10 protein-coding genes are annotated in these 15,540 nt (G+C 69.2%); 7 read left to right on the forward strand and 3 right to left on the reverse strand.

What is annotated here, in order from left to right; translation table 11 throughout:
* Positions 1-29: 29 nt before the first annotated feature.
* From FE633_RS43725 to holA, 5 genes are all read left to right on the forward strand, one after another.
* The gene (locus FE633_RS43725) at positions 30-2,378 is read left to right on the forward strand and encodes a ComEC/Rec2 family competence protein (protein ID WP_425473317.1); all 2,349 of its coding nucleotides are present in this window, start codon (positions 30-32) and stop codon (positions 2,376-2,378) included.
* A gap of 4 nt (positions 2,379-2,382) precedes the next feature.
* A complete protein-coding gene (locus FE633_RS43730) occupies positions 2,383-3,231 on the forward strand; it encodes an arylamine N-acetyltransferase family protein (protein WP_138050733.1) in 849 nt (282 codons plus the stop codon).
* Between the two features lie 141 nt (positions 3,232-3,372).
* Positions 3,373-4,251 carry a YceI family protein gene (locus FE633_RS43735; RefSeq protein ID WP_138050734.1) on the forward strand — a complete coding sequence of 293 codons (879 nt, stop codon included), beginning with the start codon at positions 3,373-3,375 and terminating at the stop codon, positions 4,249-4,251.
* A 30-nt stretch (positions 4,252-4,281) separates the two neighbouring features.
* A complete protein-coding gene (locus tag FE633_RS43740) occupies positions 4,282-4,527 on the forward strand; it encodes a hypothetical protein (protein WP_138050735.1) in 246 nt (81 codons plus the stop codon).
* An 82-nt stretch (positions 4,528-4,609) separates the two neighbouring features.
* Positions 4,610-5,623, forward strand: a complete 1,014-nt coding sequence (holA, locus tag FE633_RS43745) for a DNA polymerase III subunit delta (protein ID WP_138050736.1) — start codon at positions 4,610-4,612, stop codon at positions 5,621-5,623.
* A gap of 261 nt (positions 5,624-5,884) precedes the next feature.
* Here holA and rpsT read toward each other — a convergent pair whose 3' ends face one another.
* The gene (rpsT, locus tag FE633_RS43750) at positions 5,885-6,151 is read right to left on the reverse strand and encodes a 30S ribosomal protein S20 (RefSeq protein WP_138050737.1); all 267 of its coding nucleotides are present in this window, start codon (positions 6,149-6,151) and stop codon (positions 5,885-5,887) included.
* A gap of 254 nt (positions 6,152-6,405) precedes the next feature.
* Here rpsT and lepA point away from each other — a divergent pair, with 254 nt between their 5' ends.
* Together lepA and FE633_RS43760 are read left to right on the forward strand one after the other, a co-directional pair.
* Positions 6,406-8,274 (forward strand): translation elongation factor 4, encoded by a 1,869-nt coding sequence (lepA, locus tag FE633_RS43755; RefSeq protein ID WP_138050738.1) that lies wholly within the window; start codon positions 6,406-6,408, stop codon positions 8,272-8,274.
* Positions 8,275-8,531: 257 nt separating this feature from the next.
* Positions 8,532-10,409: an AMP-dependent synthetase/ligase gene (locus FE633_RS43760; RefSeq protein WP_138050739.1), complete on the forward strand. Its 1,878-nt coding sequence runs from the start codon at positions 8,532-8,534 to the stop codon at positions 10,407-10,409.
* Positions 10,410-10,681: 272 nt separating this feature from the next.
* Here FE633_RS43760 and FE633_RS43765 read toward each other — a convergent pair whose 3' ends face one another.
* Complete coding sequence (locus tag FE633_RS43765) at positions 10,682-11,266, reverse strand: response regulator (RefSeq protein WP_119102271.1); 585 nt, start codon at positions 11,264-11,266, stop codon at positions 10,682-10,684.
* A gap of 17 nt (positions 11,267-11,283) precedes the next feature.
* Complete coding sequence (locus tag FE633_RS43770) at positions 11,284-15,372, reverse strand: HAMP domain-containing protein (protein ID WP_138050740.1); 4,089 nt, start codon at positions 15,370-15,372, stop codon at positions 11,284-11,286.
* Between the last annotated feature and the right edge of the window lie 168 nt (positions 15,373-15,540).

Genomic DNA, 15,540 nt, shown 5'->3' on the forward strand with positions numbered 1-15,540 from the left:
AGGGGCGGCGCGACGGCGGGCGGCGCGCGCTGTGGCGGACCTGGCCGAAGGCCTCCGTCGCCGCCATGCTGCTGTGCGTCGCGGCGGCGGCTGCCTCCGGCGGGCTGCACGGCGCGGATCTGCGCCGTGGCCCCGTCCCGGAGCTGGCGCGACAGTACGCCGAGGTGACAGCCGACGTGGAGATCACCTCGGACCCACGGTTCACCCGCCCCCGGATCGACGGGGACCACGCCGCCCCGACCGCCCTGCTGATCAACGCGGAGGTCCGGCGCATCGAGCAGCCGGACGGAACGGTGACGGCGACGCGGACACCGGTCCTGGTGATCGTGGACGCGGGCTCAGGGACGGCACACGATCCGAAGGGCGCGCCTCCAGACACCGCCCCTTCGGCCCGGAAGCCGGGGAGCTCGCCCTGGCCGGCTCTTCTGCCCTCCACGAGGGTGCGGGTGACGGCGCGGGTCGTGCCCGCGATGGGGGGCGGTGGCCGGATCGCGGCCGTGTTGCGAGTGCGGGGCAGCGGGCCGCCGCGGGTGGTGGGGGAGCCGTCGGAGGTGCAGCGGTTCGCGGGGGAGTTGCGTGAGGGGCTGCGGGCGGCGACCGAGGGGCTGGAACCGGATGCGCGGGCGTTGCTGCCGGGGCTGGTGGTCGGGGACACCTCACGGATCACGCCGGAGCTGGACGAGGCATTCAAGGCGACGGATCTCACGCATCTTCTGGCGGTCAGCGGGGCGAACTTCACGATCGTGCTCGCCCTGCTCATCGGACCGCCCGGCAGTGCGCAGCACGCCGAGCGACGTGGCCTCGCTCCTCGGCTCGGCATCCCGCTGCGGGCGACCGCCCTGCTCGGTGGCGCGCTCGCGCTCGGCTTCGTCATCGTGTGCCGACCGGACCCGAGCGTGCTGCGGGCCGCGGCCTGTGGAGCGGTCGCGCTGCTGGCCATCGCCACGGGGCGCCGCAGATCGCTGATTCCCGCACTGGCCACGGCGGTACTGCTGCTGGTGCTGTACGACCCCTGGCTGTCCCGGAGCTACGGCTTCCTGCTCTCCGTTCTCGCGACCGGGGCGCTGCTCACGCTGGCTCCGCGGTGGAGCGCCGCGCTCCAGAGGCGCGGAGTGCCTCCGCGCCCGGCCGAGGCGCTGGCCGCCGCGGGGGCCGCGCAGGCCGTGTGCGCGCCCGTCGTCGCCGTCCTCTCGGCACGGGTGAGCCTCGTGGCGGTGCCGTGCAATCTCCTGGCGGAGTTCGCGGTCGCGCCGGCCACGGTGCTGGGCTTCGCGACGCTGGCCACGGCGTTGTGGGCGATGCCGGTCGCCAAGGCGCTGGCGTGGTGTGCGAGTTGGCCCGCGGGATGGATCGCGGACATCGCCCGCACCGGAGCCGCTCTGCCGGGCGCGGGAGTGGACTGGCCGGACAGCTGGACGGGCGCACTGCTGCTCGCGTGTGTGACCGTCGTGGTCGTACTCGTGGGCCGGAGGCTCCTGCGGAACCCGTGGCTGAGCGGTGCCTGCGCGGTGCTGCTTCTGCTGGTGCTGGTGCAACCGGCGCCTCTCACGCGGGTGATCACGGGGTGGCCGCCGCCGGGCTGGCGGTTCGCGATGTGCGATGTGGGGCAGGGGGACGCGCTGGTGCTCGCGGCGGGCGACGGCGCCGGGGTGGTGGTCGACGCGGGACCCGAACCGGTCCTGATCGACCGGTGCCTTCGTGCGCTCGGCGTCACCCGGATCCCCCTCGTCGTACTGACCCATTTCCACGCGGACCATGTGACGGGGCTGCCGGGTGTGCTGCGCGGGCGTTCGGTGGGGGCGATCGAGACGACGGGCTTCGAAGAGCCCTGGGGCCAGGCGGAGTTCGTGCGTCGGCAGGCGGCGGCCCGGCGGATTCCGGTGACGCGGGCGGTCGCGGGGCAGCGGCGGCGTACCGGTGCGCTCGACTGGCGGGTGCTGTGGCCTCCCTCAAGCTCTCGGCTGAGCTCGAGCAGGGAGGTACCCCCGTCACGCCCGGTCCCGGCCCTCGAGGGACCGAACGACGCGAGCGTGACCCTGCTCGTACGGTCGGCCGGACTGAGCCTGCTCCTGCTCGGCGACCTCGAACCCCCCGCCCAGCAGGCGCTGCTGAGATCCCCGGACGGCGCCGGCCTGCGCGGTGTGGACGTCCTCAAGGTCGCTCACCACGGGTCGGCGTACCAGGACCCCGAACTGATACGCCGGGCGGCACCACGCCTCGCGCTGATCTCGTGCGGCGCGGACAACCCGTACGGGCACCCGGCGCCGAGCACGGTGGCGGCGCTGCGTGCCGGGGGCGCCACCGTGCTGCGTACGGACGAGGACGGAGCGATGGCCGTCGCCGGAGGAGGCGATCGTCTGTGGGTGGCGGGAGACTGAGGCCATGGACCATGTACAGGCAGACGCCTATCTCCGCCGGATCGGGGCCGAGCGGCCCGCGTGGCCCACCGCCGAGGTCCTCCGTGACCTGCAACTGCGGCATCTGCGGACCGTGCCGTTCGAGAACCTGTCGATCCACTTGGGCGAAGAGATCGTGCTGGAGGAGGAACGGCTGCTGAACAAGGTGGTGGACGCCCGGAGAGGTGGCTTCTGCTACGAACTGAACGGGGCGTTCGGAGCGCTCCTCGCGGAGCTGGGCTACGAGGTGACGCTGCTCGCGGCGCGAGTGTACGGGGAGGGGGAGCGGCTGGGGATTCCGTACGACCATCTCGCGCTGCGGGTGCGGTCGGTGGACGGGGGCGAGTGGCTGGTCGATGTCGGGTTCGGGGCGAACAGCCACCTTCCGCTGGCCTTCGGGGAAAGGACTGAGCAGGTGGATCCGGCCGGTACGTTCCGGGTGGCCGAGGCCGCGGCGGATGCGGCGGGTGTGCGTGGAGACGCCTCGGGGGCGGACCTGGATGTCGTGCGGGACGGCAGACCGCAGTACCGGCTGGAGATGCGGCCGCGGGTGCTCGGGGACTTCGTGAGCGGCGTGTGGTGGCATACCACCTCGCCTGTGTCGCATTTCACACGGTCGCTGGTGTGCTCGCGGGTCACCGAGGACGGCGGGCGTATCACGCTCAGTGGGCGGAGGTTCACGGTCACCGGCGCCGACGGTGTGAAAGAGGGGTCAGATCTGGCCACGGACGACAAGGTGCTGGAGACGTACCGGGAGAGGTTCGGGATCGTGTTGGATCGCGTCCCGGTGGTGAAAGCGTTTTCCCCAGGTGAAGTGGGCAAGGGGAGCGGCTAATTCGGGCTACATGTGCGTAATCCAGCGCATGTGCTGGATTCCCGTGATGTGGTCGCGTGTTGCTCCGAAAGCCGCACCAGTGGTCGAATGCATCTTCGCCAACATGTCTTATTTCTTTCACGTCGCGCGAGGTGTGTCTCCATGGTGGGCCGCTGGCTGGGAAACCGTAGGAACCGGATGCAGGGGACGGGTCTCGCCGGAGTGCCGATGCCGACCGGTGCCGGGGTGCTCAGTTGCAGGGTGCTGGATCCGGTCAACCAGCCGGTTTCGCATGCGGAGTTCGCGATCAGCGACGCGATGGGCCGCAAGGTGGTCAGTGGCGGCGCGGATCCCTTCGGGTCGTTCGTGGCGACGGTCCCCGAGGGGGAGTACCGGCTCGCGGTGTCGGCGGACGGATATACGCCGTACCGGGCGAACGCCGCGGTGAGGGAGGGCGCACTGAGCGCGCTCGGCGATGTGACGCTTCAGATCGCCGAGCCGCCCGCGCTTCCGGAACCGGGTGACTGGGAGATCGAGCCGACGCATTCCTCGATCGCGTTCACCGCGCGGCACATCGGACTGGCCCGGGTGCACGGCAGGTTCAATACCTTCGCGGGGGTGATACGGGTTGCCGAGCAGGTCGACCGGACGGCGATGCACGTGGTGATCGACGCCTCGTCCATCGACACCAACGTGAAGATGCGAGACGACCATTTGCGGTCCGCGGACTTCCTGGACGTCGACCGGTTTCCGACGCTGGAGTTCTACAGCGACCGCTTCGTGCACAAGGGCGGCAATCGGTGGGCGGTCACCGGGGCGCTGTCGCTGCACGGTGTGACGCGTACCGTCACGCTCGACACCGAGTACCTCGGCATCGGCAACGGCATGGAGGGCGAGGTGCGTGCGGCGTGCCGGGCCACCACCGAGTTGCGCCGTGACGACTTCACGGTGAGCTGGCAAACGATGCTCGCGCGGGGCATCGCGGTGGTCGGGCCCAGCATCCGGGTCGCCCTGGACGTGCAGGTCGTCCCCAAGAGCTGACGTGCTGTTCGCGTACCGGAAAATGTCCCCGTGAGCGATGTGAGACATGTACTGGTGCTGCCCGACCGCGATGCCGCGGAGGAGGCGGCGGAGGCACTCGGGGAGCGGTTCGGAATCGACGAGGAGCCCCAGCTCATACGGGACGCCCTGGCCGGTGAGGACGACGCCGAGGACGCGCAGTGGCTGGTGGTCCTGCGGGACGCGGCGGGGCGGCTGGACTCCGGGGAACTGGACGAGTTCGCGGGCGAGTGGGACGGGTGGCGCGAGGAGCCGTAGCCGTGTGGACGGGGAGCCGTAGCCGCGGGGCCGGGCCCGAGGCCGGGGCCGTTGTCGGTGGTGCGTGGGATGCTTGAACGCGATGGCCAGGAAGACTGAATCCGCAGACACCGCAGATGTACTCGCTCCCGTCACGATCGCCGTGGGCCAGGAGGATCTGCTGCTCGACCGTGCCGTGCAGGAGGTGGTGGCCGCCGCGCGGGCCGCCGACGCGGACACGGATGTACGGGACCTCACGTCGGACCAGCTGCAGCCTGGCACGCTCGCCGAGCTGACGAGTCCCTCGCTCTTCGCCGAGCGGAAGGTCGTGGTCGTGCGGAACGCGCAGGATCTGTCGGCCGACACGATCAAGGACGTGAAGGCGTACTTCGGGGCGCCCGCCGAAGAGATCACGCTGGTCTTGCTGCACGCCGGCGCGGCCAAGGGCAAGGGCCTGCTCGATGCCGCGCGGAAGGCGGGGGCACGGGAGGTCGCCTGCCCCAAGATGACGAAGCCGGCGGATCGACTCGCGTTCGTGCGGGGTGAGTTCCGCAGGCTCGGGCGGTCGGCCACGCCCGAGGCGTGCCAGGCGCTGGTCGACTCGATCGGGAGTGATCTGAGAGAGCTGGCTTCCGCCGTGACGCAGCTGGTCGCGGATGTCGAGGGGACGATCGACGAGGCCGTGGTCGGTCGCTACTACACCGGCCGGGCCGAGGCCTCCAGCTTCACCGTCGCCGACCGTGCCGTGGAGGGGCGGGCGGCCGAGGCGCTGGAGGCGCTGCGGTGGTCGTTGTCGACCGGTGTCGCCCCGGTGTTGATCACCAGTGCGCTCGCGCAGGGCGTGCGGGCCATCGGCAAGCTCTCCTCCGCGCGCGGGGGCCGTCCCGCCGACCTGGCCCGTGAGCTCGGTATGCCTCCGTGGAAGATCGACCGGGTGCGGCAGCAGATGCGCGGCTGGACCCCGGACGGCGTCGCGGTCGCCCTCCGCGCGGTGGCCGAAGCCGACGCGGGGGTCAAGGGCGGGGGCGACGATCCCGAGTACGCCCTCGAGAAGGCGGTCGTCACCATCGCCCGCGCGGCCCGCTCCCGCGGTGCGCTGCGCGGGGACACGCGGTAAGACTCCCGGACCAAAAGAATCTCGAACCAAAACCGAAGGCCCCGCCCCCTGCCCGGGGAAGGGCGGGAAGGCGGGGCCTTCGGGTGGATCTGGTGGGTCCCACGCCCGCGTGGCGAACGCAGGCCGCGCGTGGGTCCCGGGGGGCCGGTCGGGAGCGGAAGAGAGAGGGCCCGCTCGGGTCCTTCCGGCGATCAAATCAAGTGAGCGTCAGACGACAACCCGGCGTTGACCGGGCGGCAGCCCTCCGCGCTCAGCAGAGGTTCAGCCCTTGATGGAAGCGACCTGGGAAGCAAGCGCCGACTTCTTGTTGGCGGCCTGGTTCTTGTGGATGACGCCCCTCGAGGCGGCCTTGTCGAGCTTGCGCGCGGCTTCGCGCGCGGCAGCGGTGGCCTTCTCGACGTCACCCGCGGCAGCGGCCTCACGGGCCTTGCGGATCGCGGTCTTCAGCGAAGACTTGACGGCCTTGTTGCGCAGCCGGGCCTTCTCGTTGGTCTTGATCCGCTTGATCTGGGACTTGATGTTCGCCACGAATGAGCCTTTTCAGGTTCAGGCACGGGGCCGGACAGGTCCCGTACCGGTGATTTCTTGAGGGTGTGCCTCGTGCAAGAGAGGGCATGAGACACAGCTGCCCAGGCTACCAGCGCACCCACGACCGCCCCAAACCCGGCGACGGCCACCCGCCGAACCGGGGCGACCACGGCCTCGGTCCCACCCGTGGGACCATGGAACCTACGTATCGATCCGACCCGAGGCGACAGGCGCCTCAAGAGACAGGACCCTGCGTGCCCGCGACCCCTAACAATGTGCCCGAGCCGAGCCGTACCGACCCGGCTCTGATCCGCAATTTCTGCATCATCGCGCACATCGACCACGGCAAGTCCACGCTCGCCGACCGGATGCTCCAGCTGACCGGGGTGGTCGAGCAGCGGCAGATGCGTGCTCAGTACCTCGACCGCATGGACATCGAGCGCGAGCGCGGTATCACGATCAAGTCCCAGGCCGTCCGGCTGCCCTGGGCCCCCACCGAGGACAAGGGCAGTACCCACATCCTCAACATGATCGACACCCCCGGACACGTGGACTTCACCTATGAGGTGTCCCGGTCGCTCGCCGCGTGCGAGGGGACGATCCTGCTCGTCGACGCCGCCCAGGGCATCGAGGCCCAGACCCTCGCCAATCTGTATCTGGCGATGGAGAACGACCTCACCATCATCCCGGTGCTCAACAAGATCGACCTCCCGGCAGCCCAGCCCGAGAAGTTCGCGCTCGAACTCGCGAACCTCGTCGGCTGCGACCCGGACGACGTACTGCGCGTCTCCGCCAAGACCGGCCTGGGCGTCGAGGCGCTGCTCGACAAGGTCGTCGCCGAGGTCCCGCCCCCGGTCGGTGTCAAGGACGCCCCGGCCCGCGCGATGATCTTCGACTCGGTCTACGACTCCTACCGGGGCGTCGTCACCTACGTACGTGTCATCGACGGTCAGCTCAACAGGCGCGAGCGGATTCGGATGATGTCCACCGGGGCGACCCACGAGCTGCTCGAGATCGGGACCAACTCGCCCGAGATGCTCGGCGCCGACGGGCTCGGTGTCGGCGAGGTCGGCTACCTCATCACCGGTGTGAAGGACGTCCGCCAGTCCAAGGTCGGTGACACGATCACCACCCTGCACAAGGGCGCGACCCAAGCCCTCGGCGGGTACAAGGACCCCAAGCCGATGGTCTTCTCCGGGCTCTATCCGCTGGACGGCTCGGACTACCCCGAGCTGCGCGACGCCCTGGACAAGCTGCAGCTCAACGACGCCGCGCTGGTCTACGAGCCGGAGACCTCCGCCGCCCTCGGCTTCGGCTTCCGCGTCGGCTTCCTCGGGCTGCTGCACCTCGACGTGATCCGTGAGCGGCTGGAGCGCGAGTTCGGCCTCGACCTCATCGCCACCGCGCCGAACGTCGTCTACCGCGTTCTGATGGAGGACGGCACCGAGCACACGGTCACCAACCCGAGCGAGTTCCCCGAGGGCAAGATCGACGAGGTCTACGAGCCGGTCGTACGCGCCACGCTCCTCGCCCCGAGCGAGTTCATCGGCTCGATCATGGAGCTCTGCCAGGGCCGTCGCGGCACCCTCCTCGGCATGGACTACCTCTCCGAGGACCGCGTCGAGATCCGCTACACGCTGCCGCTCGCCGAGATCGTCTTCGACTTCTTCGACCAGCTGAAGTCCAAGACCCGCGGCTATGCCTCTCTCGACTACGAGCCCACCGGCGAGCAGACCTCCAGCCTCGTCAAGGTGGACATCCTGCTGCACGGCGACAAGGTCGACGCGTTCTCCGCGATCACCCACAAGGACCAGGCGTACGCCTACGGAGTGCGGCTCGTCGCCAGGCTGCGCGAGCTCATTCCGCGGCAGGCCTTCGAGGTGCCCGTCCAGGCGGCCATCGGCTCCCGGGTCATCGCCCGCGAGACCATCCGCGCCATCCGCAAGGACGTCCTCGCCAAGTGCTACGGCGGTGACATCTCCCGTAAGCGGAAGCTGCTCGAGAAGCAGAAGGAGGGCAAGAAGCGGATGAAGATGGTGGGCTCTGTGGAGGTTCCGCAAGAGGCGTTCATCGCGGTGCTCTCCAGCGACGACTCCGCGGGCTCCGGCAAGAGCAAGAAATAGCCGGGCCGTTCCCGGAAGAAAGCCATCGTTACCCCTGGAAACTCGGGCAGACTGCGGGCTCGTCGCGTTGTGGCGCGACGGGCCCGTACGCATGCGTAGGGTTGCTCTGCGTATGACTATTGGTAGGAAGTGACAGCCCGCCGCCCCTTACGAACCGGCCAACCTCGCTCTACTCTGATCACCACTCGTTAGTTACTCGCGAGTTAAACAACCGCAGCAATGAGTCAGCCGCACACTGTCGCGGGCCGGAGGATGTCGTGAGCGACACACAAACCCTGATCGAGAACCGTCCGCCGTCCGTGGCGGCGCTCTTCCTGGAGCGCGTGGCGGCCACACCGGACGCCGAGGCCTACCGATACCCGGTGCCTCCCGCGTCGGGCGAGGGCCCCGACGACTGGAAGTCGCTGAGCTGGTCTCAGGCCTCCGAGCGGGTCTTCGCCATAGCGGCCGGCCTGATCGAACTGGGTGTCCAGCCGGAGCAGCGCGTCGCGCTCGCCTCCTCGACCCGGGTCGAGTGGATCCTCGCCGACCTCGGCATCATGTGCGCGGGTGCGGCGACGACGACCGTGTACCCGCAGACGAACGCCGAGGAGTCGGCCTTCATCCTCTCCGACTCCGAGAGCAGGGTGCTGATCGCGGAGGACGCGGCTCAGCTCGACAAGGCCCGGGAGAAGCGGGCGGAACTGCCCGGCCTGACCCATGTGGTCGTCATCGACCCGGCCGGCGCGGACGTCTCGGAGGACTGGATCCTCTCGCTCGCCGAGCTGGAGAAGCGCGGCGCCGCCCACCTGGAGAAGAACCCCGACCTGATCAAGGAGAAGGTCGGCGCGATCACCTCCGACCAGCTCGCCACGCTGATCTACACCTCGGGCACCACGGGCCGCCCCAAGGGCGTCCGCCTCCCGCACGACAACTGGTCGTACATGGCGAAGGCCACCACCGCGACCGGTCTGATCAGCGCCGAGGACGTGCAGTACCTGTGGCTGCCGCTCGCGCACGTCTTCGGCAAGGTGCTCACCTCCGGGCAGATCGATGTCGGGCACGTCACCGCCGTCGACGGCCGGGTGGACAAGATCATCGAGAATCTGCCGGTGGTGCAGCCGACGTACATGGCTGCGGTGCCCCGCATCTTCGAGAAGGTCTACAACGGGGTCGCGGCCAAGGCCCGGGCCGGTGGCCCGGCCAAGTACAAGATCTTCCAGTGGGCCGCGGGGGTCTCGCGCGAGTACGCGAAGGCCAGCCAGGACAGCTTCCGCAGGACCGGTACGGCCTCGGTGCCCTTCGGGCTCGCGGCCAAGCACAAGGTCGCGGACGCGCTCGTGTACGCCAAGCTGCGCGAGGCCTTCGGCGGCCGGCTGCGCGCCTGCGTCTCGGGAAGCGCGGCCCTCGCGCCGGAGATCGGCTACTTCTTCGCGGGCGCAGGTGTGCACATCCTGGAGGGGTACGGGCTGACGGAGTCGTCCGCCGCCTCCTTCGTGAACCCGGGTGAGGCGTACCGCACGGGCACGGTCGGCAAGCCGCTGCCCGGCACCGAGGTGCGCATCGCGGACGACGGAGAGATCCTGCTGCGCGGCCCCGGCATCATGGAGGGCTACCACGGGCTGCCCGAGAAGACCACCGAAGTCCTGGAGTCGGACGGCTGGTTCCACACGGGCGACATCGGCGAGCTGTCCCCGGACGGCTACCTCCGCATCACCGACCGCAAGAAGGACCTCATCAAAACGTCCGGCGGCAAGTACATCGCGCCGGCCGAGGTCGAGGGCCAGTTCAAGGCGGTCTGCCCGTACGTCTCCAACATCCTCGTCCACGGCGCCGACCGGAACTTCTGCACGGCCCTCATCGCCCTCGACGAGCCGTCGATCCTCGACTGGGCCAAGGAGCAGGGCCTGTCGGCCACGTCGTACGCCGAGGTCGTCGAGAACCCCGCCACGGTCGAGCTCATCGACGGTTACGTCAAGGAGCTCAACGAGGGCCTCCAGCGCTGGCAGACCATCAAGAAGTTCAAGCTCCTGCCTCGTGACCTCGACATCGAACACGGCGAACTGACGCCCAGCCTCAAGCTGAAGCGCCCGGTCGTCGAACGCGAGTACAAGCACCTGATCGAGGAGATGTACGCGGGCACCCGCGAGGCGTAAGCCTCCGGCGGTTGACCGGGGGTGCGCAAGGTTCGATGTGGGGTCGGGGCCGCGCGTTGCCTCCGGCGGTTGACCGGGGGCGCGTCCGGTTCGCTGTGGGGGCGGGGCCGCGACGGGGGTATCCGTCCTCGGTCTGGCGCGGAATCGGTCGGCTGGTAGAGGTACGCGAGTCGACGCGCCATCCGCTGCGGGCGGACACCCCCGTCCCGTCCCCTTCGGTACGCGCGCGGCTGCGGGCCGGTCGGGGTACGCCCCCGCTCAACCGCCGGAGGCTACACGTTCCGCGCCCGTCGCATCTTCAGCAGTAGCTGCTGCATCTGCTGGACGTGGTGGCGGAGTTCGAGTACGTCCTGAAGGCTGCTGGCGGCCATATGGGTCTCGATCTCCTTGAGACGGCACGCGAGCGCGTCGAACTGTTCCTGTTCGCGGGCCAGCATCCGCTCCAGTTGCTGGTTCTTGCGGTGGAGGTCCAGGAAAACCGTCACCTTCGCGCGCAGAACCCACGGGTCGAACGGCTTGGTGAGGTAGTCGGCGGCGCCGGTGGCGTACCCGCGAAAGGCGTAGCCCGCGTCGGCGTCCGTGCCGGTCAGGAAGATGATCGGGACGTCCTTGGTCTGGTCGAGCCGCTTGATGTTGGCGGCGGTTTCGAATCCGTCCATACCCGGCATGCGGATGTCGAGCAGGACGACGGCGAACCGCTGCCGAAGCAGCGCCTTCATCGCCTCTTCGCCCGAACGGGCGCGTACAAGCGGCTCGTTGAGGGACCCCAGGACGGCCTCGAGCGCGATCAGGTTGTCCTCCATGTCGTCCACAAGGAGGATGCTGGCGCGGTCGTCGGTCGTTTCCTCGATGCTCATGGTGATTGGTGCCTGCCTCATTCGGTCGTCGGCGGTAGAGCGGGCTCCCCTGACGTGCTCGTTCCCGGAACCACGGTCTCGGCGGAGTGGTCCCGCTCAGCGGCGTCCCCCTCGGCGTCGCCGCTCTGCGGGTCCAGGAGCGCGCAGACGACGGTCAGCAGCTGATCGACGTCCACCGGCTTGGGTACGTAGTCGTTGGCACCGCGCGCGATGGACTTCTCGCGGTCGCCCGGCATCGCCTTGGCGGTGAGGGCGACGATGGGAAGGCCGGCCCAGCGCGGGGTGCGGCGGATGACGGCGATGGTCTCGTAACCGTCCATCTCCGGCATCATGATGTCCATCAGGACGAGTTCGACGTCGGGATTGCGCTCCAGGGTCTCGATGCCCTCACGCCCGTTCTCCGCGTACAGGACGGGCATCCCGACCCGGCCCAGTACGTGCGTGAGCGCGAAGACGTTGCGGATGTCGTCGTCCACGATCAACACCCGGCGCCCCGGCAGCACTTGCCCCGCCCGGCCCGTCTTCCACTCCTCCAGCTTGGTCGGCGTGGGCCAGGTGTCGTCCGTTTCGTGGCCGGTGAACGGCTCGGTGGACAGCTGCTCGGGCACGGGCGCCGTCCGCTCCTCGGGAGCGGGGCCCGTCGCCGCGTGCCCGGGGCTGACGATGGGGACGTACAGCGTGAAGGTGGAGCCCTTGCCCGGCTGGCTCTCGGCCACGATGCGACCGCCGAGCAGCCCGGCGATCTCGCGGCTGATGGACAGACCGAGCCCCGTGCCGCCGTACTTGCGGTTGGTGGTGCCGTCGGCCTGCTGGAACGCCTCGAAGATCACCGGGAGTTTCTCCGGCGAGATGCCGATACCGGTGTCGGTGACCGAGAAGGCGATCACGTGGTCGCTGCCGTCGTGCGGGTAACCGGGGTCCGGGTCCTTGACGCGCGTGACGCGCAGCTCCACGCTGCCGGACGCGGTGAACTTGATCGCGTTGGACAGCAGGTTGCGCAGGATCTGCTGGAGACGCTGCTCGTCCGAGTACATCTCGCGCGGTACGTCCTCGCCGACCGCCACCTCGAAGGCCAGCCCTCGGTCCAGCGTGAGCGGCCGGAACGTGGCGTGGACGTAGTCGAGCAGCTTGATCAGCGGCAGCCTCTTCGGCCGTACGTCCATCCGGCCGGCCTCGATCTTCGACAGGTCGAGGATGTCGTTGATCAGCTGGAGCAGATCGGACCCCGAGCGATGGATCGTCGCCGCGAACTGCACCTCCTGGTCGGAGAGATGCCCGTCCGGGTTGTCGGAGAGCAGCCGCGCCAGGATCAGCAGCGAGTTCAGCGGTGTGCGCAGCTCGTGCGACATGTTCGCCAGGAACTCCGACTTGTACTGCGACGACGTCGCCAGGAGTGCGGCCTTCTCCTCCAGTTCGGCGTTCGAGCGCTGCAACTCGGCCTGCTGACGCTGGAGTTCGTCCGAACGCTCCTGGAGCTGGGTGGCCAGCCGCTGGGACTCGCCGAGCAGCGACTCCGTACGGGAGTTGGCGATGATGGTGTTGATCGCGACGCCGATCGTGTTCACGAACTGGTCGAAGAACGCCAGGTGGACATCGGAGAAGCGGGAGAAGGAGGCGAGCTCGATGACGCCGAGCAGCGTGTCCTCGAAGAGGATCGGGATGATGACGACGCTGGCCGGAGCCGCCTCGCCCAGACCGCTGTTGATCTTGATGTAGTCCGGCGGGGCCTCCTCGACGAGGATCCGCTTCTTCTCCCGCGCGGCCTGCCGTACGAGACCGTGCACCGGCATGCCGCCCGTGTCGACGGTCGCGCCCTGCGCCGAGCCGTACCCGGCGATGAAGGCCAGCCCCTTGGTCGGTACGGCCGTGCGCAGTGATGTCTCGTCCGCCTCCGGGTCGGCCAGGAAGAAGGCGCCGTACTGGGCGTTCACCAGCGGGGTCAGCTCGCGCAGGATCAGGTCGGCGACTTCCATCAGGTCGCGGTGGCCCTGCATAAGGGCGGCGAGGCGAGCAAGATTCGACTCCAGCCAGTCCTTCGCCCGGGTCGTCTCGCGGAGGTTGGCCACCATCAGGTTGATGTTGTCCTTCAGCTCGGCGACCTCGCCACGGGTCTCCACCGAGATGGAGCGGGACATGTCGCCCTGGGCCACCGCGGACGCCACCTCGGCGATCGCGCGGACCTGGGTGGTGAGGTTGGACGCGAGCTCGTTCACGTTCGTCGTCAGGCGCTTCCACGTGCCGTACACGCCCTCGACCCTCGCCTGGCCGCCGAGCTGGCCCTCGGAGCCCACCTCGCGGGCCACCCGGGTCACCTCGGAGGAGAACGAGGACAGCGTGTCGACCATCGTGTTGATGGTGGTCTTCAGCTCCAGGATCTCGCCGCGCGCGTCCACGTCGATCTTCTTGGAGAGGTCGCCCTGGGCCACGGCGGTGGCGACCTGGGCGATGTTCCGCACCTGCGACGTCAGGTTGTCGGCCATGTAGTTGACGTTGTCGGTCAGGTCCCGCCAGACACCGGAGACGCCGAGCACCTGGGCGCGGCCGCCGAGCCGCCCGTCGGTGCCGACCTCGCGGGCCACCCGGGTCACCTCGTCGGCGAAGGCGCGCAGCTGCTCCACCATCGTGTTGACGGTGTCCTTCAGTTCCAGGATCTCGCCGCGGGCGTCGACCGTGATCTTCTTGGACAGGTCGCCGTTCGCGACGGCGGTGGTGACCTGGGCGATGTTCCGCACCTGCGACGTCAGGTTCAGGGCCATGAAGTTGACGTTGTCGGTGAGGTCCTTCCAGACGCCGGACACGCCGCGGACCTGTGCCTGGCCGCCGAGGTTTCCTTCCGTGCCGACCTCGCGGGCGACCCTTGTCACTTCGTCGGCGAAGGCGGAGAGCTGGTCGACCATCGTGTTGATCGTCGACTTCAGCTCCAGGATCTCGCCCTTCGCCTCGACCGTGATCTTCTTGCCGAGGTCGCCCTGGGCCACGGCGGTCGACACCAGCGCGATGTTGCGGACCTGCGAGGTCAGGTTGTCCGCCATGAAGTTGACGTTGTCGGTGAGGTCCTTCCACACCCCGGACACGCCCCGCACCTGTGCGCGCCCGCCGAGGTTTCCTTCCGTGCCGACCTCGCGGGCGACCCGGGTGACCTCGTCGGCGAAGGCGGAGAGCTGGTCGACCATCGTGTTGATCGTCGACTTGAGTTCGAGGATCTCGCCCTGCGCGTCGACCGTGATCTTCTGGCTCAGATCGCCGTTGGCCACGGCCGTGGTGACCTGGGCGATGTTGCGGACCTGCGAGGTCAGGTTCGATGCCATGAAGTTGACGTTGTCGGTGAGGTCCTTCCACACCCCGGACACGCCCCGCACCTGCGCGCGCCCGCCCAACTGGCCCTCCGTGCCCACCTCGCGGGCCACCCGGGTCACCTCGTCCGCGAAGGCGGACAGCTGCTCCACCATCGTGTTCACGGTCAGTTTCAGTTCAAGCAGCTCGCCCGTCGCCTCGACGGTCACCGTGCGGGTCAGATCGCCGCGCGCCACCGCCGTCGTCACCAGGGCGATGTCCCGCACCTGGGCGGTCAGCCGGGACGCCATCGTGTTGACCGCCTCGGTCACGTCCCGCCAGCTCCCGGAGAGGCCCGTCACCTTGGCGCGGCCGCCCAGCCGCCCCTCCGTGCCGACCTCGCGGGCCACCCGGGTCACTTCGCCCGTGAAGAGGGACAGCTGATCGACCATCCTGTTCACGGCACGGCCGAGCCGGCGCAGATCGCCCCGGAGTTCGCGGTTGCCGTCGTGCAGGTCGACCCGCTGGGTCAGATCGCCGCCCGCCACCGCGTCCAGGACGCGCGTCGCGTTCGCGGCGGGCGCCACCAGCGCGTCGAGCAGCTGGTTCACGTCGTTGACCCGGTTCACCCAGTGACCCTGGCCGGGACTGGCGGAGAGCCGCTCGTCCAGTCGGCCGTGCCGCACCAGCTCCCGACGGACGCGCTGCACTTCGGAGTTGAAGTGCGTGCTGCGGTCCAGGATCTGGTTGAACACCGCGCCGAGCTCGGCCACCAGCCCGTGCCCGGACTCGGGCACCTTGCTGCTGAAGTCACCGTCCCGGACCGCGGTCATGGCAGCGAGCAGAGGACGCAGGTCTGATGCCCGTATCTGTCCGTCTTCGAGCATATGTGTAGCACTGTTATCACTCATGAGGGCCCACTTCGGTAACTCGGCGCTTATGGGCGAGGCCAGTCTGTCACTCTGTCCGTGCCGCCCGAGGCGTATTCGTCCGAACTGCTC

The organism is Streptomyces montanus, assembly GCF_005786655.1.
GTDB lineage: Bacteria > Actinomycetota > Actinomycetes > Streptomycetales > Streptomycetaceae > Streptomyces > Streptomyces sporangiiformans.

Coding starts and splice junctions, on each gene's coding strand:
- FE633_RS43765 (WP_119102271.1), bottom strand. CDS start 11,266: ATGAGCATCGAGGAAACGACCGACGACCGCGCCAGCATCCTCCTTGTG.
- holA (WP_138050736.1), top strand. CDS start 4,610: ATGGCCAGGAAGACTGAATCCGCAGACACCGCAGATGTACTCGCTCCC.
- FE633_RS43730 (WP_138050733.1), top strand. CDS start 2,383: ATGGACCATGTACAGGCAGACGCCTATCTCCGCCGGATCGGGGCCGAG.
- FE633_RS43735 (WP_138050734.1), top strand. CDS start 3,373: ATGGTGGGCCGCTGGCTGGGAAACCGTAGGAACCGGATGCAGGGGACG.
- FE633_RS43770 (WP_138050740.1), bottom strand. CDS start 15,372: ATGACCGCGGTCCGGGACGGTGACTTCAGCAGCAAGGTGCCCGAGTCC.